The organism is Geothrix sp. SG200, assembly GCF_022808935.1.
Lineage (GTDB): Bacteria > Acidobacteriota > Holophagae > Holophagales > Holophagaceae > Geothrix > Geothrix alkalitolerans.
This window is the reverse complement of sequence record NZ_JAKZFR010000007.1, coordinates 42208-61892: the sequence shown is the minus strand read 5'-3', so window position 1 is coordinate 61892 and position 19685 is coordinate 42208. Positions and strand designations below refer to the sequence as shown.

At 68.2% G+C, this 19685-nt stretch carries 18 protein-coding genes; 15 read left to right on the top strand and 3 right to left on the bottom strand.

Translation table 11 applies throughout. The features are described 5' to 3' along the window. Positions 1–34 precede the first annotated feature (34 nt). Positions 35–2113 (top strand): S9 family peptidase, encoded by a 2079-nt coding sequence (locus tag ML539_RS13560; protein WP_243324700.1) that lies wholly within the window; start codon positions 35–37, stop codon positions 2111–2113. 25 nt (positions 2114–2138) lie between these two features. After that, entirely contained in the window at positions 2139–2825 is a 687-nt protein-coding gene (locus ML539_RS13555; protein ID WP_243324698.1) for a hypothetical protein, read from the top strand. Position 2826: 1 nt separating this feature from the next. Here ML539_RS13555 and ML539_RS13550 read toward each other — a convergent pair whose 3' ends face one another. Further along, a complete protein-coding gene (locus ML539_RS13550) occupies positions 2827–3921 on the bottom strand; it encodes an alpha/beta fold hydrolase (RefSeq protein ID WP_243324691.1) in 1095 nt (364 codons plus the stop codon). A gap of 767 nt (positions 3922–4688) precedes the next feature. Further along, complete coding sequence (locus tag ML539_RS13545) at positions 4689–5663, bottom strand: patatin-like phospholipase family protein (RefSeq protein ID WP_243324688.1); 975 nt, start codon at positions 5661–5663, stop codon at positions 4689–4691. Between the two features lie 95 nt (positions 5664–5758). Here ML539_RS13545 and ML539_RS13540 point away from each other — a divergent pair, with 95 nt between their 5' ends. Then, positions 5759–7852, top strand: coding sequence for a M3 family metallopeptidase (locus ML539_RS13540; RefSeq protein WP_243324686.1), 2094 nt, complete (start codon positions 5759–5761; stop codon positions 7850–7852). Positions 7853–8101: 249 nt separating this feature from the next. Here the strand turns inward: ML539_RS13540 and ML539_RS13535 are convergent, their stop codons facing one another. Next, a complete protein-coding gene (locus ML539_RS13535; protein WP_243324684.1) occupies positions 8102–8620 on the bottom strand; it encodes an HAD hydrolase family protein in 519 nt (172 codons plus the stop codon). A gap of 235 nt (positions 8621–8855) precedes the next feature. On the opposite strand from ML539_RS13535, the gene ML539_RS13530 reads away from it, so the two are divergent. From ML539_RS13530 to cydB, 12 genes are all read left to right on the top strand, one after another. Further along, positions 8856–9185, top strand: a complete 330-nt coding sequence (locus ML539_RS13530) for a metalloregulator ArsR/SmtB family transcription factor (RefSeq protein ID WP_243287650.1) — start codon at positions 8856–8858, stop codon at positions 9183–9185. A 50-nt stretch (positions 9186–9235) separates the two neighbouring features. Further along, positions 9236–10585, top strand: a complete 1350-nt coding sequence (locus ML539_RS13525; RefSeq protein ID WP_243324683.1) for a TolC family protein — start codon at positions 9236–9238, stop codon at positions 10583–10585. After that, a complete protein-coding gene (locus ML539_RS13520; RefSeq protein WP_243324681.1) occupies positions 10582–11712 on the top strand; it encodes an efflux RND transporter periplasmic adaptor subunit in 1131 nt (376 codons plus the stop codon). The genes ML539_RS13525 and ML539_RS13520 overlap by 4 nt, the downstream gene beginning before the upstream one ends. Then, a complete protein-coding gene (locus tag ML539_RS13515; protein ID WP_243324680.1) occupies positions 11702–15004 on the top strand; it encodes an efflux RND transporter permease subunit in 3303 nt (1100 codons plus the stop codon). The genes ML539_RS13520 and ML539_RS13515 overlap by 11 nt, the downstream gene beginning before the upstream one ends. A 9-nt stretch (positions 15005–15013) precedes the next feature. Further along, a complete protein-coding gene (locus tag ML539_RS13510; protein WP_243324670.1) occupies positions 15014–15226 on the top strand; it encodes a DUF2892 domain-containing protein in 213 nt (70 codons plus the stop codon). Positions 15227–15231: 5 nt separating this feature from the next. Then, positions 15232–15396, top strand: coding sequence for a DUF6132 family protein (locus tag ML539_RS13505; protein WP_243304550.1), 165 nt, complete (start codon positions 15232–15234; stop codon positions 15394–15396). 56 nt (positions 15397–15452) lie between these two features. Next, on the top strand, positions 15453–15776 hold the full coding sequence (gene trxA / locus ML539_RS13500; protein WP_243324669.1) for a thioredoxin: 324 nt from the start codon (positions 15453–15455) through the stop codon (positions 15774–15776). After that, positions 15776–16126 carry a rhodanese-like domain-containing protein gene (locus ML539_RS13495; protein ID WP_243324666.1) on the top strand — a complete coding sequence of 117 codons (351 nt, stop codon included), beginning with the start codon at positions 15776–15778 and terminating at the stop codon, positions 16124–16126. The genes trxA and ML539_RS13495 overlap by 1 nt, the downstream gene beginning before the upstream one ends. Before the next feature lie 17 nt (positions 16127–16143). Then, positions 16144–16518, top strand: a complete 375-nt coding sequence (locus tag ML539_RS13490) for a carboxymuconolactone decarboxylase family protein (RefSeq protein ID WP_243324664.1) — start codon at positions 16144–16146, stop codon at positions 16516–16518. A gap of 10 nt (positions 16519–16528) precedes the next feature. Next, positions 16529–16939, top strand: coding sequence for an OsmC family protein (locus tag ML539_RS13485; protein ID WP_243324660.1), 411 nt, complete (start codon positions 16529–16531; stop codon positions 16937–16939). 290 nt (positions 16940–17229) lie between these two features. Further along, complete coding sequence (locus ML539_RS13480; RefSeq protein WP_243324659.1) at positions 17230–18564, top strand: cytochrome ubiquinol oxidase subunit I; 1335 nt, start codon at positions 17230–17232, stop codon at positions 18562–18564. A gap of 9 nt (positions 18565–18573) precedes the next feature. Beyond that, a complete protein-coding gene (gene cydB, locus ML539_RS13475) occupies positions 18574–19620 on the top strand; it encodes a cytochrome d ubiquinol oxidase subunit II (RefSeq protein WP_243324658.1) in 1047 nt (348 codons plus the stop codon). Positions 19621–19685 lie beyond the last annotated feature (65 nt).

Genomic DNA, 19685 nt, shown 5'->3' with positions numbered 1-19685 from the left:
CTCATGCGATGCTGGGGGGTTCCATGGAGGGTCCATGCGCCGGTTCTGCCTCGTCCCCATCGCCTCCCTGATCCTGTCCCTTCCCGCGTCCGCGGCGGAGAAGCGCGCCTTCACCATCGAGGACCTCTACCGCCTCAAGGGCGTGCAGCATTTGGCCCTGAGCCCGGACGGATCGAGACTCGCTTTCGAAGTGTCCACGCAGGACCTGAAGGCTTCCACGCGGAACACGCAGGTATGGGTGCTCGACACGGCCACGGGCGCCTCGCGCCAGCTCACTTTTTCGGGCAAGTCCGACACGGCGCCCCAGTGGTCGAAGGACGGGAAGACCCTCTACTTCCTCTCCAGCCGCGCCGGCGGAAGCCAGCTCTGGGCCCTGGACCTCGCCGGCGGCGAGGCGCGCAAGGTGACCAGCTTCGAGGCCGGCGTGAGCGCGCCCAGGCTGATGCCCGGCGGGAACCAGGTGGTGTTCGAGGCCTCCGTCTTCCCCGAGGCCATGGCGGACGGCGCCAAGCAGAAGGAGCTGGCGGATAAGCTGGAGAAAGGGCCCGTGCAGGCCCACCTGGCGGACTCGCTGCTCTACCGCCACTGGACCGAGTGGCGGGACTTCCAGGTGAGCCACCTCTTCAAGGCCACCTTCGAGGGCAAGGTCGAGGCCCTCACCGGTGGCGCCCAGGACTTCCCCGCCTTCTGGCAGACCTGGGACCTGAGCCCCGACGGCAAGGAGGTCTGCGTCACCACCAACACCGATCCCGTGCCGGCCCGCAGCACGAACCAGGACCTGTTCCTGATCCCCCTGGAGGGCGACCGGACGCCGAAGCGCATCACCGGCGACAATCCGGCGGCCGACCAGGATCCCAAGTACTCGCCGGACGGCCGCTTCATCGCCTACCGCTTCCAGACCCGGCCCGGCCACGAGTCCGACCGCTTCCGCCTGGCGGTCTACGACCGGCAGACCAAGACGCGCAAAGTGCTGACGGAAGCCATCGACAACTGGGTGGACACCTTCCAGTGGTCCGCCGACGGCAAGGCGCTCTGGTTCACCGTGCAGGAGAAGGGCCGCTGGCCGCTGTTCCGCGTGGAGGTGGCCACGGGGAAGACCGCCCGCATGCTGGAGGGCCAGAGCATCCGCGAGTTCCAGGTGAGCCCCGACGAGAAGGCGGTCTACCTCAGCAAGACCCGCGTGGGCGAGCCCGTGGAGGTCTGGCGCTACGCCTTCGGCAGCAAGGAGCTGAAGCGCCTCACGGCCTTCAACCAGGCCGTGGCCGAGGAGGTGGACATCCGGCCCGCGGAGGAGCAGTGGGTGAAGGGTGCCGACGGGAAGGACATCCAGGTGTTCCTGGTGAAGCCCCACGGCTTCGACCCCGCCAAGAAGTACCCGCTGATCCTCAACGTCCACGGCGGGCCGCAGATGATGTGGTCCGACACCCTGCGCGGCGACTGGCAGGTGTATCCCGGCGCGGGCTACATCGTTGCCTTCCCGAACCCCCACGGCTCCACGGGCTACGGCCAGGCCTTCACGGACGCCATCAGCGGCGACTGGGACGGCAAGGTGCAGACGGACATCGCGAAGGTGGCCGACCACCTCGCGGCGCTGCCCTACGTGGACAAGGACCGCATGGGCGCCATGGGCTGGAGCTGGGGTGGCTACGCCATGATGTGGCTGGAGGGCCACACCACGCGCTTCAAGGCCCTCGCCGCCATGATGGGCGTCTACGACCTGCGATCCATGCACGGCGCCACCGAGGAGCTGTGGTTCCCCGAGCACGACCTCACCGGCACGCCCTGGGACCAGGCCGCCGCCTACGAGCGCATGAACCCCAGCAGCCACGTGAAGGCCTTCAGGACGCCCTGCCTCGTCATCACCGGCGAGCGGGACTACCGCGTGCCCTACACGCAGAGCCTTCAGTTCTTCACGGACCTGCAGGAGATGGGTGTGCCCAGCCGCCTCATCGTCTTCAAGAACGACGGCCACTGGCCGGACAACCTGAAGTCCATGCCCGTCTACTACAACGCCCACCTCGAGTGGTTCCAGAAGTACCTGGGCGGCGGCGCCGCCCCCTGGAAGACCGAAGACCTGGTGCGGAACCTGGCATTCGGGAACACCGGGAAGTAGCATCGGGTCAGTCCCCGGAGAAACCATGCGTCGAACGGTCCTGCCTGCCCTGATGCTCGCCTGCCTGCTGGCCTGCGCCGAGAAGGAGGCGCCGGCTCCGGCAGCGACCCCGGGGACGGCCCCGGCGGCTGGCACGCCCGCGGCTCAACCGTCGTCACAGCCCTCCTCCCAGCCGGCCCCCGCCGGGGCGAAGGCAGAGCCAGCGTCTCCGGCTCCCAAGGCCGCCGAGATGGCTCCGAAACCCGCCGCGGCCCCGTCGGCTCCAGCGCCGACTCCCGCCGCCGCGCCCGCGCCCGCCACCACGCCCGCGACCACGCCTGCTCCTGCGCCCGTGGCCGCTGCGCCAACCCCCGCACCCGCTCCCGCCGCGGCCCCGGCGCCAGCCCCCAAGCCAGCGCCCGCGTCCGCCGCCGGGCCCATGCCCTCCATGGCCAGCAACGGCCACTCGGCCGTCGGGGCCAGTGCCTGCAGGATGTGCCATCGCGTCCAGCACGACTCCTGGTCCGCTTCGGCCCACGCGAAGAAGGGGCTCGACTGCGAGGCGTGCCACGGCAATGGTGGCGACTACAAGGCCATGTCTGTGATGAAGAACCCGGCGGCAGCGAAGGCCGCGGGCCTGGTCCTGCCCACCCTCGACTTCTGCCGGAAGTGCCATGGCGCGAAGGCCGATGCGGCGCTCTTCGCGCGGGTCCACGCCCACAAGGCCAAGTAGCTCAGGGTTTCGCGGCCTTCAGCTTCCAGTAGTTCCCCCCGCCCGCCGTGCGCGGCTCCAGGCCGCGGCGGGCGGCGCGGAGGCCGTCCAGCAGCACCCGGCGGATGTCGCTGATCACCGGCGGGGCGGTGGCGAAGTAGGAGTGCTCCAGGAGGCTGGTGTCCAGGCCCGAGGCGTCGATGGTCTCGATGCCCGGCACCACGACGATGCCCTCGGCGGTGTCGCCCGCCCGCGGGTAGCCGTGGACCTTCTTGGAGGCCAGCAGGGCGTTGTCGCCATTGGAGGCATAGAGGGTGATGCGGTCGCAGCCCGCCACCAGGGCGGGGGCGATGTCGCGCTTGAAGATCTCGGCGTCGATGTCGGGGGCCGTGAGGATGATCTCCTTGAAGCGGCCCTTGAGCTTCGGCTGTTCCGCGAAGGCCTGCCGCAGGGCGCCCGTGAGGACGCGGTTGCCCATGGAGTGGGCGATGAGGTAGATGTCCGCCGCGCCGCTCTTCTGGGCGAAGTCCACGAGGAACCGCTTCAGGTTCGCCTCGCTCCACTGGGCGTTGTTCTCGTCCGTGGTGTAGCCCTGGAGGGTGCCCTGGGAGGGCCAGCTGTAGAACACGGGCACGCCCCGGTAGTCCAGGTCGTAGGTGATCTGGGCGGTCCGGCGGGCCGCGTCCGCGAAGGCCACGTTGTAGCCGTGGACGAACACGAAGCTGGATCCGGAAGCGCCCTGCGCCTGAACCCGGGCCCTCACACGGTTCAGGAACCCGAGCCGCGTGAGGGGCGACCAGTCAAGGACGGCCACGTGCTTGCGGGGATCCTCGCTGAGCTCCAGCTTCCAGAGGGACGGCGCCTCTAACTCACCGGTCCTGTGGCCGTGGGGGATGCTGACGGTGATTTCGCCGTAGGAGATCCGCTCGCCGCGCCCGCCGCCGAAGGTCCCCGCGCGGGAATCGAGCTTGCGGTCCGTGCCGAACATCACGGATACGCGGGCATAGGCCTGGGTCTGGTCCACGTTGGGGTTGGCCCCCACGGGGGTGGGGCGTGGAGGGGGCAGGGACGGGCGGGAGGAAGCCGCTCGCCGGGGCATCTCGGCCCTTTCCGCCATGCGGTGGTCCTCGGGCGGCCGGGATGCTTCGGCTTCCGCCAGGGGTTCGGGCCTGGGGGGGCGGGCGGAAGGCGCGGGCGGAGGCGGCGGCGGGGGCGCCGGAGTGGGCAAGGGGGCAGGGGAGGGAGCGGGCGCCGGAGCGGGCGAGGGGGCTGGTGCCGGGGTCGGCCGGACCATCGGCGGGCGGGTGGCGCAGGCCGCCAGGAGCCCCGCGAGCGCGGCGGGCCACAGGATCCGTGAAGGCGTCAGTCGGGGCTGGGGCGCGGGCATGGCATCCTCGGCGTGGAATGCTCGGATGAGAAGGGGGCTTCTTTCGTTCTGCGGATGACCGGATTCTACGTCCGTGGATTACCGCTGGGCCAGTCCCGAGAGAGCGACCGGAACCGCCCGAATTTCCTGTTTACACAGACAGGGGGCGATCGTGGTGGGGACCTCCTCCGGCCGATCAGCCCTCACGCCGTTCTGAGGGCCGCTTCCATCCCCTCTGCCCCGCCGCTCCAGGAGGTGGCCTGCCGGGTTCCAAAGGCCAAGGAATGGACAGGGACTTCACCCGGGTCCAGGTCTCGACCATCCACGGCACCGGGGTCTTCGCCAAGCTCCCGATCCCGAGAGGGAAGCGGGTCCTAGAATAGGCCGGACGGCGTGTGGCCAGGGCCGAGCTGCTGGCGGCGCCGGCCCGTGCCGGCTGCAGCTCGTTCGACGCCTTCAAGATCGAGCGCTTCGACCTTACCCCCATGGGGGACATGATCTTCGTAACGTGAAGCGCTTCACTGGCCGGTGGACTGGGCGGCCATCCGGGCGGCCACCCACTTGTCGATGGCCTGGCGAACGGCAGGCATGGCCTGTTGGGCGGCCACGATGCCCGCCTCCATGCAACGCTTCTTCTGGGTGAAGTCCAGGGTGCCCACGTCGCCGATGGCCGGTGAGATCAGCACGTCCGCGTCCTTCTTCGAGTGCTCCACGTTGAGGGCGAACATGATGTTGGCGGCCTGGAGGCTCACGCCCAGCAGGTTGGTGATGTCCGTGTTCCCCACGTTGGCGCTGATGTCGACGGCGATGACCAGGTCGGCTCCCTTGGCGCGGGCCACGGAGATAGGGATGTTGTCCACCACGCCGCCGTCCACCAGGATCTTGCCCATGTGCTGCACGGGCTGGAACACGCCGGGAATCGCCGAGCTGGCTCGCACGGCACGGGCCACGGAGCCGCGGTCCAGCACCACCTTCTGGCCCCAGTTGAGGTCCGTGGCCACGGCGGCGAAGGGAATCTTCAGCTGCTCGATGTTGGCCGGCTTGATGTGGCCCTTGACCCAGGTCTCGAGCTTGTCGCCCTTGGCGAAGCCCATGCCCGCCACCGTGGAGAGGACGCCGAAGTCGAAGAGGTCCTCCTTCTGGAGCTGGAAGGCGGTCCACTCCAGCTCGAAGCTGTTGCGGTCCGCGGCGTAGATGGCGCCGATCAGGCTGCCCACGCTGGTGCCCACCACCAGGTCCACCGGGATCTTCTCCTGTTCGAGCGTGCGGATGACACCGATGTGCGCGAACCCGCGCGCGGCACCGCCGCCCAGCACCAGGGCGATCTTCGGTTTGGGCGGAGGACCCTGCGGCTTGGGCGGAGCCGGGGGCTGGGCCTGGGGTGGCGGCACCTGAGGCACCACCACGGGGGCCTGGGGCTGGCAGGCCAGGAGCAGGGCGAGACCCAGCAGGGCCCCGGCCCGGGAGATGCGCGAGGAGATGTGGCTGATCATCCTTCGAGAATACCCGACCCTTCCCGGGGCTCATCCGGGAGGCGACCCCTCGTAAGATGATGCTAGAGTGGGGTATGACCCCCCAGGAGCCTTCCATGCGTCCCGCTTCCGCCTTGGCCGCCCTCATGACCCTGCCCGCCCTCGCCGCCGATCCGTCTGTCGCCGCCAATCCCTTCTTCTCGGAGTGGAAGACGCCCTTCGGCGTGCCGCCCTTCGCGGAAATCAAGGAGGCGCATTTCCTTCCGGCCTTCAGGGAGGGCATGGCCCGCCAGAAGGCCGAAGTGGCCAGCATCGCGGAGGCCAAGGAGGCTCCCACCTTCGCCAACACCATCGTGGCCCTGGACCTGTCCGGCCAGTTCATGGACCGCATCGGGTCGGTCTTCTTCAACCTCACGGGTGCCGAGACGAACCCGAAGCTCCAGGCTGTGAACCGCGAGGTGATGCCCCTCCTCGCCGCCCACCGCGACGACATCAACCTGGATGCGAAGCTCTTCGGTCGCGTGAAGGCCGTGTGGGACGGCCGGGCCGCGCTGAAGCTGGAGCCCGACCAGGCCCGCCTCCTGGAGCGCACCTACAAGGGCTTCGTCCGGGCCGGCGCCGCGCTCACGCCCGCCCAGCAGACCCGCATGCGGGCCATCAATGCCGAGCTGTCCAAGCTTGGCGTCGACTTCGGCGACCGCCTCCTCAAGGCCACCAAGGCCTTCCAGATGGTGGTGACGGACCCGGCCGACCTGGCGGGCCTGCCCGAGGGCACGCGCCTGGCCGCGGCGGCCGCGGCGAAGAAGGCGGGGCAGGACGGGAAGTGGCTGTTCACCTTGGATGGCCCCAGCATCTGGCCCTTCCTGGAGTACGCCCAGAACCGCGAGCTGCGGAAGCGGATCCTCACGGGCTACCTGGAGCGTTGCAACCAGGGCGGCGACACGGACACCAATGCCATCGTGGCCCAGGTGGCCGCCCTGCGCGTCGAGAAGGCCCAGCTGCTGGGCTACCGCACCTGGGCGGACTTCGTCCTCGAAGAGAACATGGCCAAGGATCCCAAGGGCGTCTACGGCCTGCTGGACCAGATCTGGAAGCCCGCGCTGGAGGTCGCCAAGCAGGAGCGCGCCGAGCTGCAGGCCATGATGGCCAAGGACCTGCCGGGCCAGAAGCTGGAAGCCTGGGACTGGCGCTACTACGCGGAGAAGGTGAAGCAGGCCAAGTACGACTTCGACGAGGAATCGGTGAAGCCGTACTTCGCCCTCGATGCCGTGCGGCAGGGTGCCTTCACCCTGGCGGGCCGGCTCTACGGCATCACCTTCACGGAGGTGAAGGACCTGCCCGTCTACCAGAAGGATGTGCGCTGCTTCGAGGTGAAGGAGAAGGACGGGCGTCATCTGGGCCTGATCTACGTGGACTACCACCCCAGGCCCGGCAAGCGCGGCGGCGCCTGGATGAGCAGCTACCGCTCCGCCTGGGTGAAGGACGGAAAGCAGGTGGATCCCGTGGTGGTGAATGTCTGCAACTTCACGGCCCCGGCCGGCGACCGGCCGGCGCTGCTGACCTCCGACGAGGTGCGCACGCTCTTCCACGAGTTCGGCCACGGCTTGCACGGCCTCTTCTACAAGGGCCGCTACCGCGGCACCGCCGGCACGCCCCGCGACTTCGTGGAGCTGCCCAGCCAGGTCATGGAGAACTGGTCCATGGAGCCGGAAATGCTGAAGCTCTACGCAAGGCACTACAAGACCGGCGAGGTGATCCCCGATGCCCTGGTGGCCAAGATGAAGAAGGCCGCCACCTTCGGCCAGGGCTTCGCCACCACCGAGTACATGGCGGCTTCGCTGCTGGACATGGACTGGCACACGCTGACCACCGCCAAGCCGCAGGACACGGCGGCCTTCGAGAAGGCCTCCCTGGCCAAGTGGGGCCTCCTCGCCGAGATCCCGCCCCGCTACCGCAGCCCCTACTTCAACCACATCATGGGCGGCTACGCGGCGGGCTACTACAGCTACATCTGGAGCGCCGTGCTCGACAGCGACGCCTTCCAGGCCTTCAAGGAGAAAGGCAACCTCTTCGACCCCGCCACCGCCGCCAGGTTCCGCGCCGAGGTGCTGTCCAAGGGCGGCATGATCGACCCCGCCCAGCTCTATCGCAACTTCCGCGGCCGCGATCCCAAGGTGGGGCCCCTGCTAGAGAAGCGCGGGCTGAAGTAGCGGCCCACTCGAGCTTCTACCGAACTCCACGATGGACACAAATAGGCCCGCCGGGCCCAATGCAGGCCACGAAGGCATTCTCCCCAGTGCCTTGGCAAGGACATCCGGGCCCCCGCCCGCGAGGGACGTCCGCGGTGAGTCGGCTCCTCTTCGCACCCTTCGCACGCCCGAAGGGCGTATTCGTGATTTTCGCGTTCAGCTTTGCTTCGTGCCCTTCGTGGAGATCCTGAAGGCCCTTGGGCCGAAGGGCTAGTACCGTCCCACGATCTCGTCCCACCGCCCCTGGGCCTTCAGGATCCGCTCGGCCGCCTGGCGCAGCACGCCCCGGCCGCCGGGGACGGGCACCGTCCAGTGGCAGACTGCCTTCACCTCGTCCGCCGCATCCGAAGGGCAGCAGGCCAGGCCCACCCGGCGGAGCAGGGGCAGGTCCGGCAGGTCGTCCCCCAGGTGACCGACCTGATCGTAGGCCAGGCCGTACTTGGCGCAGAGCTGGTCCAGGATGGGCAGCTTCTCCAAGTGCCCCGCGAAGCAGTCCTCCACCCCGAGATCCCGGGCCCGGTTCACGGTCGCCCCGGCGTCCAGGCCCGAGATGAACGCCACGCGGATGCCCGCCTGCTGGAGATGCTTGATGGCGGCCCCGTCCCGCACGTGGAAAGCCTTGGTATGGCCCGGTTCCGGGCCATAGTGAAGGGCCCCGTCGGTGAGGACCCCGTCGATGTCGGTGCAGAGCAGGCGGATCTTTGCTGCGCGGGCGTCCAGGTCCTCCACGGGGGCCTCCTTCCTCAGCCTAGCATTGGCGGTCGGGAGGGCATCCCCCGGAGCTTCGGGTGGATATTCCCGGTAAAGGGATGATGTCCATCACGAAATCCCCGCAAACCCCTGCAGAAGGCTGGAATGTCGGTTGCCGGATGCTCCGATGGATATACAGTTTTTCAGTGGGGCGGAGATTTTTGGGTTGACACGACCGAAAACTGGATGAATATAGTCGCATGGAGTTGAAGTCGTGAACCACCAGCTCAGCAATCCCATGATCGAAGAAGTGAGCGGCCTGTTCAGCGCCCTGGGGGATGCCTCCCGCCTGAAGATCCTGCGCTCGCTCCTCGACAACAAGGGCCCCCTCAGCCAGGGGGCCGTGGCCGAGGCCTCGGGCCTGTCCCAGGCCAACGCGTCGAAGCACCTGGCCTGCCTGGTGCGTGTGGGCCTCGTGACCCGCGAACCCGAGGGCAATGCCGTGTACTTCACCCCCGTGATGCCGCTGGTGGGTGAGCTCTGCGATCTGGTGTGCGGTCATGTGACCGACCGCGCAAAGATGACCTACAAGGCTCTTAAATGAACGAATGCTTTTATATGCAGTTGCTTTTTTTTGTTTAGGAGTATTCCTTTATGAACATTAAAGCCATCACGGGATTGAGCTTGGCGCTGTTGTCGGGAGGAAGCCTCCTGGGGCAGGAGGGCTTGACCGTGGCCGACAGCATCCGGAAGGCTTGGCGGGACCAAGGCGGCCTTCGTGCGGGTCAGGCCATGGTGGAATCCCGCCAGGCGGAAGCCGAAGGCTACCGCGACCTCCGGTTGCCGAGCCTGACGCTCCAGGCCCAGGGGGTCCGCACCAACGAGCCCATGATGGCCTTCGGCATCAAGCTGAACCAGGCGCGGATCACCATGGCGGACTTCAATCCCGACAGCCTGAACCATCCGGATGCCATTGGCGCCTACGGCGGTTCGGCCGTGCTCCAGCAGCCCCTCTACACCGGCGGGCGGATCACCGCGGCCCGGCGTGCCGGTGACTTCATGGCACAGGCCGAGGCCGCCAGCCAGGAACGGCGGAAGCAGGAGACAGCCCAGGCCGTGGTGGAGGCCTACTTCGGCACGCAGGTGGCAGAGCAGGCCCTCAAGTGGGTGGAGGACTCCCGGACCTGGATCCAGGGCATGGAAGACTTCGTCGGGGCCCGCGTCAGGCAGGGCCTGATGCTGGAGTCGGAGCTCCAGCGGCTGAAAGCCTTCCACGCCCAGATCGACGCGCAGAAGGCCGAGGTGGTCAAGCAGGTGCATTCGGCCCGCTCGGGCCTGGGCCTGCTCACAGGCACCGGTCCCGTGGAGGGCCCCCTGGCGACACCACTGACCCCAGATTTCGAGGGGGGCATGCGCCCCTCGAAGGAGCCCGCGAAACCCGCCGCGGGCCTCCCTTCCGGCCAGCGGGGCGATCTGCTCGCCGCCGACCTCCAGGCCAGAGCCGCGACCGAAGGCGCCAAGGCCGCCAAGGGCAGCCTGCTTCCCGAGGTGGGGCTGGAGCTGGGGGCGGGCACCCTCCACCATTCCTGGTCCGAGAAGGGGAACTGGACATGGGCCGGCGTGGGCGTGAAGTGGAAGGTGTTCTCCGCGCCCGATCAGGCCAAGGCCCGGGCCGCCCGCGCCCAGGAGCGCGCTGCGCGCGAGATGCGCGACTTCAAGCAGCAGCAGGCCGAGCATGAGATCCGTGTGGCGAGGGAAGGCGTGATGGCTGCCCAGGCCCGCTACGCCGCCGCGAAGGAGTCCCTGGCCGCCGCCGAGGAGTCCAAGCGGCTGCGGGAGGCCCGGCACAAGGAGGGTCTCGCGCCGCTCATCGAGGTGCTCGATGCAGAGGCCGCCGTCCAGGGCGCCCACACCCTCATTCTCCAGAGCCTGTTCGATCTTCGCGTGAGCCGCGCCAGCCTTGATCTTGCGACCGGAACCCCCATCGAAGGAGTGAAGCCATGAAGACCGCCCTTTCCGCCCTGGCCCTGTCGGGCGCGCTCTTGGGGACACTGGCCTGCGGCCACAAGGAGGCCCGGCCCGAGGCGAAGGAGCTGCCCAAGGTGGCCGTCTCCCTGGTGGCTGATGGCGGTCCCGAGGGCGGGGCCTGGGTGGCCGCCACCCTCCAGTCCGCACGCACGGCCACGATGTCCACCCGCATGGCCGCCCAGGTCAAGCGCGTCCTCGTCCAGGAGGGGCAGCGCGTGTCTGCCGGCACCCTGCTCATCGCCCTGGGCGATGAGGATCTCCAGGGCCAGCTCAAGGCGGCCCAGACCGGACTTGCGACCGTGGAGGCCTACCACCGCCGCATCCAGGCCCTCCAGGCCCAGAAGGCCAGCACGGCCGTCGAGCTGGAGCAGGTGGAGGCCCAGGTGGCCCAGGCCCAGGCTGGCGTCTCTTCGCTGAAGGCCAACATCGCCTATACGCAGATCCGCGCCCCCTTCTCCGGCGTGGTGCAGTCCCGGAAGGTCAGCGAAGGCGATTTCGTCGGGCCCGGCATGCCCCTGCTGGAGCTGGTGGGCGACGGCGAGCAGGAGCTGGTCGCCACCGTGTCCGAGGATGAGGCCAGGGGCCTCAAGGCCGGGTCGAAGGTGAAGTTCGAATCGGAGGGCGCCGAAGGCGAGGCCCAGATCACGGGCCTGGCGCCCGGCGGGGATCCCTACAGCCACAAGGGCACCCTGCGCGCCAAGGTGCTCAGGCCCAAGGGCCTGCGCCAGGGCTCCTTCGCCCGCATCCTGGTGCCCGGCCTGAAGGCCGATTCCCAGGGGTTCTCCGTGCCCCGCAGCGCCCTCGTGCACCGGGGCGAACTCACGGGCGTCTTCGTCGCCAAGGACGGGCATGCCGAGCTGCGCTGGCTCTCCCTGGGCGAGGCCGAAGGCGCCTACCTGCCCGTGCGCTCGGGCCTGAAGGAGGGCGAGAAGCTCATCGACCATCCCGGCGCGCTCCAGGACGGCCAGCCCGTTGAGATCAGACTTGCTGCTGCGGCTTCGCCGAAGCAGCAGGTGGGGGGTTCCGGGGGGGACTTCGCGAGCGAAGCGAGCAGGCGGTCCCCCTCGGACCGTACCAAAGGCGGGGTGAGCCATGGCAAGTGAACCCAAGCTGGGTCTGGCCGGCCGGCTGGCGAAGGGCTTCCTCCGCAGCAAGCTGACCCCCCTCATCGTCCTGGCGTCGCTGCTGCTGGGCATCCTCGCCGTGGTGCTCACGCCGCGGGAGGAGGAACCCCAGATCATCGTGCCGATGGTCGATCTGTACGTGCCCTATCCCGGGGCGAGCCCCAAGGAAATCGAGAGCCAGGTCACCACGCCCCTGGAGCGTCGGCTCTGGGGCATCCCCGGCGTCGAGTATCTCTACAGCATGAGCACGCCGGGCATGGCGCTCATCACCGTGCGCTTCAAGGTGAACGAGCCCCAGGAGCCCAGCCTGGTGAAGATCTACCAGGAGCTGGCGGCCAACCCCCAGATCCTGCCGCCCGGGGCCATGAAGCCCATCATCAAGCTCCAGACCATCGACGACGTGCCCTTCCTGGTGCTCACGCTCCATGGAAGCGAGGGCTCGGCCCAGACCCCCGGCCAGCTGCGCAAGCTGGGCGACGTCCTGGCGCGGGAGCTGTCCGACGTTCCAAGCACAGCCCAGGTGAAGGTCATCGGCGGCGCCCGCCGCATGGTCCGCATCGAGCCGGACCCTGATCGCCTGCGCTCCATCAACATGTCCATCGGAGAGCTCCAGCCGGCCCTGCAGGCCGCCGAGGCCCAGCTGCCCGCGGGCGCGCTCGTCGACCACGGCAAGCGCACGGAGCTCGAGGCCACCGGCTTCGTGCTTCAGGCCTCCGAGCTGCGCCGCCTCGTGGTGGGCGTGCGGAACATGAAGCCCGTCTACCTCGCGGATGTCGCCAAGGTGGTGGACGCCCCCGAGCCCGAGCCGCCCATGGTTCTCTACGCGGACGCTGCCCGGCCCGGCTTCGAGCCCGCCGTGAGCATCGCCCTGTCCAAGCGGGCGGGCACCAACGCCACCGCCCTGGCCGAGCAGGTCCTGGCCAAGGTGGAGGTCCTCCGCGGCAACCTCATCCCCCACGACGTCAAGGTGACCGTCACCCGGAACTACGGCGAGACGGCCGGCGACAAGTCCAACGAGCTCATCGAGCATCTGCTCATCGCCACCCTGAGCGTCATCGCGCTGATCCTGCTCACCATGGGCTGGCGCAGCGCCGTGGTGGTGGGCGTGGCCGTGCCCGTCACGCTGGCCCTCACCCTGCTCATCACCTACCTGTTCGGCTACACGCTGAACCGGGTCACCCTGTTCGCCCTGATCTTCTCGATCGGCATCCTGGTGGACGACGCCATCGTGGTGGTGGAGAACATCCACCGGCACATGCACCTTCCGGGCCTCCGCAAGAGCTTCGCCACGGTGGTGGTGGAGGCGGTGGACGAGGTGGGCAATCCCACGATCCTGGCCACCTTCGCGGTCATCGCCGCCATCCTCCCCATGGCCTTCGTGCGAGGGCTCATGGGCCCCTACATGCGCCCGATCCCCATCGGCGCCAGCGTGGCCATGATCTTCAGCCTGCTCATCGCGTTCGTCATCAGCCCCTGGGCCAGCCTGAACGTGTTCAAGAAGGAGGCGCACCTGCCGGATACGGACGAGTCCGGACTTCATCCCGCGACCCCGGAAACCGCTGCCCCCGAGCCGGAGCACGACTGGCAGGACAAGAACCCCGAAGTGGCGCCGGACACGAAGTTCTCCGCGCTCTACCGCAAGGCCATCCGGGCCCTGATCAACGAGCCCAAGGTCCGCTGGACCTTCTTCGGCGGCGTGGTGGTGCTGCTCCTGGCGGCCATGTCCCTGGTGGGCTTCGGCGTGGTGAAGGTGAAGATGCTGCCCTTCGACAACAAGTCGGAGTTCATGGTCCAGCTCGACCTGCCCGCCGGGACACCGAGGGAGGACGCCCTTGCCGCCGGCCAGGACATCGCCCGCCGGCTGCTCAAGGAGCCCACCGTCCGCAACGTCCAGGTGTACGCCGGAGAGGCCGCGCCCTTCACCTTCGTGGGCATGGTCCGGCACAGCTTCCTCCGCCAGGCGGCGGAGATGGTGGACATCCAGGTGAACCTGGTGCCCAAGGGCGACCGGAAGGAGCAGAGCCACGACATCGTCGTGCGCCTGCGTCCCGAGCTTGAGAAGATCTCCAAGCCCGCCGGGGCCCGCATGAAGCTCGTGGAGATCCCGCCCGGGCCGCCGGTCATGGACACCATCGTGGCGGAGGTCTACGGGCCTTCCGATGCCGAGCGCGCACGGCTGGCCGGCGATGTCCTGGGGGCGTTCAAGAGCGTGGACGGCATCGTGGATGTCGACTCGACGCTGAACGAGACTTCGCCCAAGATCAGCCTGGTGCTCGACCGGGAAAAGGCCGCCCTCCACGGCGTCGCCCCCGCCCATGTGGTCCAGACGCTCTACATGGCCGGCTACGGCCACACTGCCGGCACCTTCCATGTGCTGCGCGGCTCCAGCCAGGTGCCGGTGGTGGTTCAGCTCCCGGCCGAGAAGCGCCAGCGGCTCGACCAGATCCTCCAGCTCTACGTTCCCGGGGCCCGGGGCATGGTGCCCATCCGCGAACTGGTGACGGTGAAGGATGGCGCCGAGGAGCCGGTCATCCATCACAAGAACCTGATGCCCGTCACCTATGTGTTCTCCGATCTGGCGGGCGCCATCGAAAGCCCCGTCTACGCCCTGGCGGCGCTCAACAAGAAGATCGACGCCATGAAGGGCACCGGCGGCGCAGAGGTGGTCCGCCTGGGCCTCGCCCATCCCGAGAACACCGAGAACCTGATCATGAAGTGGGACGGCGAGTGGCACATCACCCTCGAAGTCTTCCGGGACCTCGGCATGGCCTTCGCCGCCGTGCTGGTGCTGATCTTCGTGCTGGTTGTCGGCTGGTTCGAGAGCTTCGAGATTCCCTGGGTGATCCTGGTGCCGATCCCGCTCTCCCTCATCGGCATCATTCCCGCCCACGGCCTCTTCGGCGCCTTCTTCACGGCCACCAGCATGATCGGCTTCATCGCCGGCGCCGGCATCATCGTCCGCAACAGCATCATCCTCGTGGACTTCATCGAGCTGAAGCTGCGCGAGGGGATGCCGCTGGCGCTGGCGGTGGAGGAAGCCGGCGTGGTGCGCTTCCGTCCCATCCTCCTCACTGCCGCGGCCGTGATTGTGGGCTCACTGGTGATGCTGGCGGATCCCATCTTCCAGGGACTGGCCATCAGCCTCATGGCGGGCTCGGTGGCGGCCACCCTGCTGTCTGTGCCGTCCATCCCCGTCCTCTACTACCTCGTGGCCCGCCGGGGCCGCGCCGCGGACCTCCAGCGCGAGGCCTCCACCCCCGTCAGCGAATAGGAGCCACTCATGAACGTCGATCGCATCGTCCACACCGTTGCCGGCACCTTCATCCTGCTGAGCCTCGCCCTGGCGAAGTTCCACAACCCGAACTGGATCTGGTTCACCGTGTTCGTGGGCGCGAACCTGCTCCAGAGCGGCCTCACCAACTGGTGCCTCATGTCCACCATCCTGCGCAAGCTCGGCGTGCCTGAAGGTCAGGGCGTGGGATGCTCGCGGTGAAGCCCATGGCCCTCCGCATCCTCCTGGGCCTCGCAGTCGGCGGAGTCCTGGGCTACGCCTACCAGCGGCTGGTGGGCTGCAGCACGGGCACCTGCCCGCTCACGGCCACACCGCTGCGCGCCATCACCTATGGCGCCGTGATGGGCCTGCTCTGGGCTGCGGCGAAGTAGGACCCGCGCGGACTGCTGTGTCCACAACTCTTCTTCCCCCTGATTCTGGAGTCGCCATGTCTGAAGTCATCCACCTCACCACCGAGGCCTTCCACAAGGTCTCTTCTCACGGGAACCCCGTGCTCATCGATTTCTGGGCCCCCTGGTGCGGCCCCTGCCGCATGCAGGGGCCCATCCTTGACGAAGTCGCCAAGACCGCGGGCGCGAAGGCCATCGTGGCGAAGGTCAACGTGGATGAGGAGCCGCTGCTGGCCGGCCAGTTCGGCGTCCAGAGCATTCCCACGCTCGTGGTGCTCAAGGATGGCCGCATCCTGAGCCGCATGGTGGGCGTCCAGCCTGCGCACACGCTCCTGGCGGCCCTCCAGCAGGCGGGCGCCTGATGGCCGAATACTGGATCTACCTCATCCCGGTGGCCGCCATCGGCTACCTGCTGTGGAGCCGCCGCTCCGCCTCGGCGGCGGACGTGAAGGCCCTGCTGGCGCGGGGGGCGCAGATCGTGGATGTCCGCACCGCGGGTGAGTACCGCACCGCCTCGCACCCCAAGGCCGTCAACATCCCCGCCGACCAGCTGGACCAGCGGTCCAAGGAACTCGACCCCGAGCGCCCCGTGCTCCTCTGCTGCGACAGCGGCAGCCGTAGCGGGTTCGCGGTCGCCATCCTCAAGCGCAAGGGCTTCAAGGAAGTGCACAACCTCGGCTCCTGGCGCCGCATCGCCACCTTGCTGTCCTGACCCCCCGGAGACCTGCCATGAGCGTCCAGACCCCGCCCACCCCCGACCAGATCCTGCAGATGATGCAGGGGAAGATGGGAGACACCCTTCCGAAGTGGCCGGGGCAGCTGAAGGAGCTGGCTCCAGACCTGCTGATGTCCACGGCGCAGCTCTCCCACGGCAGTGTGCAGCGGCCGGAGAGCACGATCCCCCTGAAGTACCGGCACCTCATGGCCGTGGCCGCGGCGCTGGGCCGCCGCCAGGCGAGCTGCGCCCGGTCGCAGGCGCGCATGGCGATGCAGGAGGGCGCCACCCGGGAGGAGGTCCTGGACGCCGTCCGCATCGCCCGGCATCTGATCGCCGCCGGTATCCTGGACGCGGCCGCCCCGATCCTGGAGGATCTGGCGGAGTAGGGAGGCGCGCATGGAAGCCAAGGTCCGCTGGGAATCCGGCCTGACGTTCCGGGTGGACCAGGAAGGCCACCAGTACCACATCGACGTGCCGGCCGGCGACGGGGCGCCCACCAAGGGGCCCCGGCCCAAGGGGCTCGTCCTGGCCGGGCTCGGCGGATGCACCGCCATCGACGTGGTGAGCATCCTCGAGAAGATGCGCGTGAAGCTGGACGGCCTCGAGGTGCAGGTGAGCGCCGAGGCCCGGGAGGAGCATCCCCGGATCTTCACCGGCATCCATGTCCGCTATGTGTTCCGGGGCAGGGACCTGCCCATGGACAAGCTGGAGCGTGCCGTGAAGCTGTCCGAGGAGACCTACTGCGGGGTGTCCGCCATGCTGCGGCCGGCCGTGCCCATCACCTCGGAGATCGTGGTCGAGGGCTGACCGGCGGTCAACCCCGGCGCGGAGGCTGGACCAATAAAACGGCGGGCCCACCCCGGGCCCGCCTCCCCTACCCCTGAGCTTTCCGGAACCGCGAGCGGTCCAGCGCTGGGATGAAAATAGGATATGACTAAATAACGATTTAAGACTATTAAAAACAAAGTGATTTCCATCACCGACGGTTTCCCGTTTGGTTTCAAGTCTTTGGGTGGGCCCCATCCAGGCCGGCATGGGATACTGGCCGCGCATCATGGATCCAGAGGCGTCGCAGGCCATTCATTCCGGGAGAAACCATGGGTGATCCGCTTTTCTGGCACAGGCTTCAGTTCGGCTTCACGGCGACCTACCACTACCTGTTTCCGCAGCTGACGATGGGGCTCGCCCTGGTGATCGTCGTGCTGAAGGCCATGGGCCTCCGCACGGGCGAGGCGCGCTACAACGACGCGGCTCGCTTCTGGATCAAGATCTTCGGCATCAACTTCGCCGTGGGCGTGGTGACGGGCATTCCGCTGGAGTTCCAGTTCGGCACGAACTGGGCCGCCTTCTCGCGATTCTCCGGCGGCATCATCGGCCAGACCCTGGGCATGGAGGGCATGTTCGCCTTCTTCCTGGAGAGCAGCTTCCTGGGGATGCTGATCTGGGGCGAGAAGAAGCTCTCGCCGAAGGGCCACTTCGGGGCCGCCCTGGCGCTGTGGATCGGAAGCTGGCTCTCGGGCTACTTCATCATCGCCACCAACGCGTTCATGCAGCATCCCGTGGGCTACACCCATGCCGCCGACGGCAGCCTCCAGCTCGCCAGCTTCTGGGCCTTCGTGCTCAACCCCTGGGCGCTGGGCCAGTACGCCCACAACATGATCGCCTCCGTGGTGACGGCCTCCTTCGTGGTGGCGGCCATCGGCGCCTACTGGACCCTCAAGGGCATCCACCTGGAGCAGGCCCGGCTAAACCTGCGGGCGGGCACGATCCTGGGCCTGATCTTCAGCGTGCTCGTGGCCTTCCCCACGGGAGACATCTCCGGCAAGCTCGTGGCGAAGTACCAGCCCATCACGCTGGCGGCCATGGAAGGCCGCTTCGAGAGCGGGCCCCGCGCCAACCTCACCCTGGTGGGCCAGCCCAACGTGGCCCAGCGGCGGATCGAGAATCCCATCCAGCTGCCCGCCGTGCTGAGCTTCATCGCCTACGGCAGCTTCTCCAGCAACGTGAAGGGCCTGCTCGAGTTCCCCGAGGACCAGTGGCCACAGAACATCGAGCTGCTCTACTACAGCTTCCACATCATGGCGGGCCTGGGCACGATCATGATCGCGATCACGGGCCTGGCCGCCTTGCTGCTCTGGAAGAACCGCCTCGATACCGCGCGACCCATGCTCTGGGTACTGATGCTGGCCTTCCCCTTCCCGTACATCGCCACGGCCGCTGGCTGGGCGGTGGCCGAGTTCGGCCGCCAGCCCTGGCTCATCTACGGCCTGCTGCGCACCATCCAGGGCGGCTCCCCCACGGTGAACGCAGGCCACACCGCGTTCACGACGCTCGGATTCGCCGGCATCTTCGTGGTGCTGAGCGTCCTGTGGCTCTTCCTCATCGGCCGGGAGATCGCCCACGGCCCCGTCTCCCACTCCCAGAAGGCCTAGGAGGCTGCCATGGAAATGCTCTGGTTCTGGCTTGTCTCCGTGATGATGGCCATCTATGTCGTGATGGACGGCTTCGACTTCGGCGCCGGCATCCTGCACCTGGTGGTGGCCAAGACCAATGAGGAACGCCGCGAGGTGCTGGGCGCCATCGGCCCCCTGTGGGATGGGAACGAGGTCTGGCTGCTGGCGGGCGGAGGCTCCCTGTTCCTGGCCTTTCCCAAGGTGCTGGCCTCGGGGTTCTCGGGCTTCTACCTCGCCCTCTGGCTGGTGGTCTGGTGCCTGATGGCCCGCGGCATCTCCATCGAGTTCCGGTCCCACCTGGAGGATGGACTCTGGCGGCACTTCTGGGACGGGGCCTTCGCGTTCTCCAGCGTGCTGCTCCCCATCCTGTTCGGCGCGGCCCTGGGCAATGTCCTCCGGGGCGTGCCCGTGGACGGGAGCGGCTACTTCGAGATGGCGCTCTGGACCAACTTCCGCCAGGGCCCCCAGCCCGGCATCCTCGACTGGTACACCGTCCTCATCGGGGTGTTCGCCCTGGTGACCGTGGCCGGCCATGGCGCCCTGTTCCTGGCCTGGAAGACGGAGGGCGCCGTGCACGACCGTGCCAAGGGGCTCGGCATGAAGCTGTGGGGCGCCGTGCTGGTCCTGTGGATCGTGGCCAGCTACGCCACCTCGGCCGTGAACCCCGGCATCTTCCACCGCCTCCCGCAGGCCCCGCTGGGCTGGGTGGCCTCCCTCATCTTCCTTGCGGGCCTGGGCCTGGTGTTCGTGGGTCTCAAGCGGGAGCGGTTCCTGATGGCCTTCCTGGGATCCGGGGCCTTCATCCTCGGCCTCCTCGCGGCCAGCGCGGCCTGCGTCTACCCGGTGATGCTGAGATCCACCCTCGACCCCCGGTTCGACCTGACGGCCCTCAACGCCAGCGTGGGCTCCCACGGCCTTCGCGCGGGCCTGGTCTGGTGGCTCATCGGCTTCCCCATCGCCATCGCCTACCTGACCTTCCTTTTCCGCTTCCATCGGGGGAAGGTGAAGGCGGCGGCGGAGGGCGAGGGCTACTGAGCTTGTCCTCATGCTTCAGAAAACGGGCGCCAGGAGGCGCCCGTTTTCTGAAGCGGAAAAGGCGT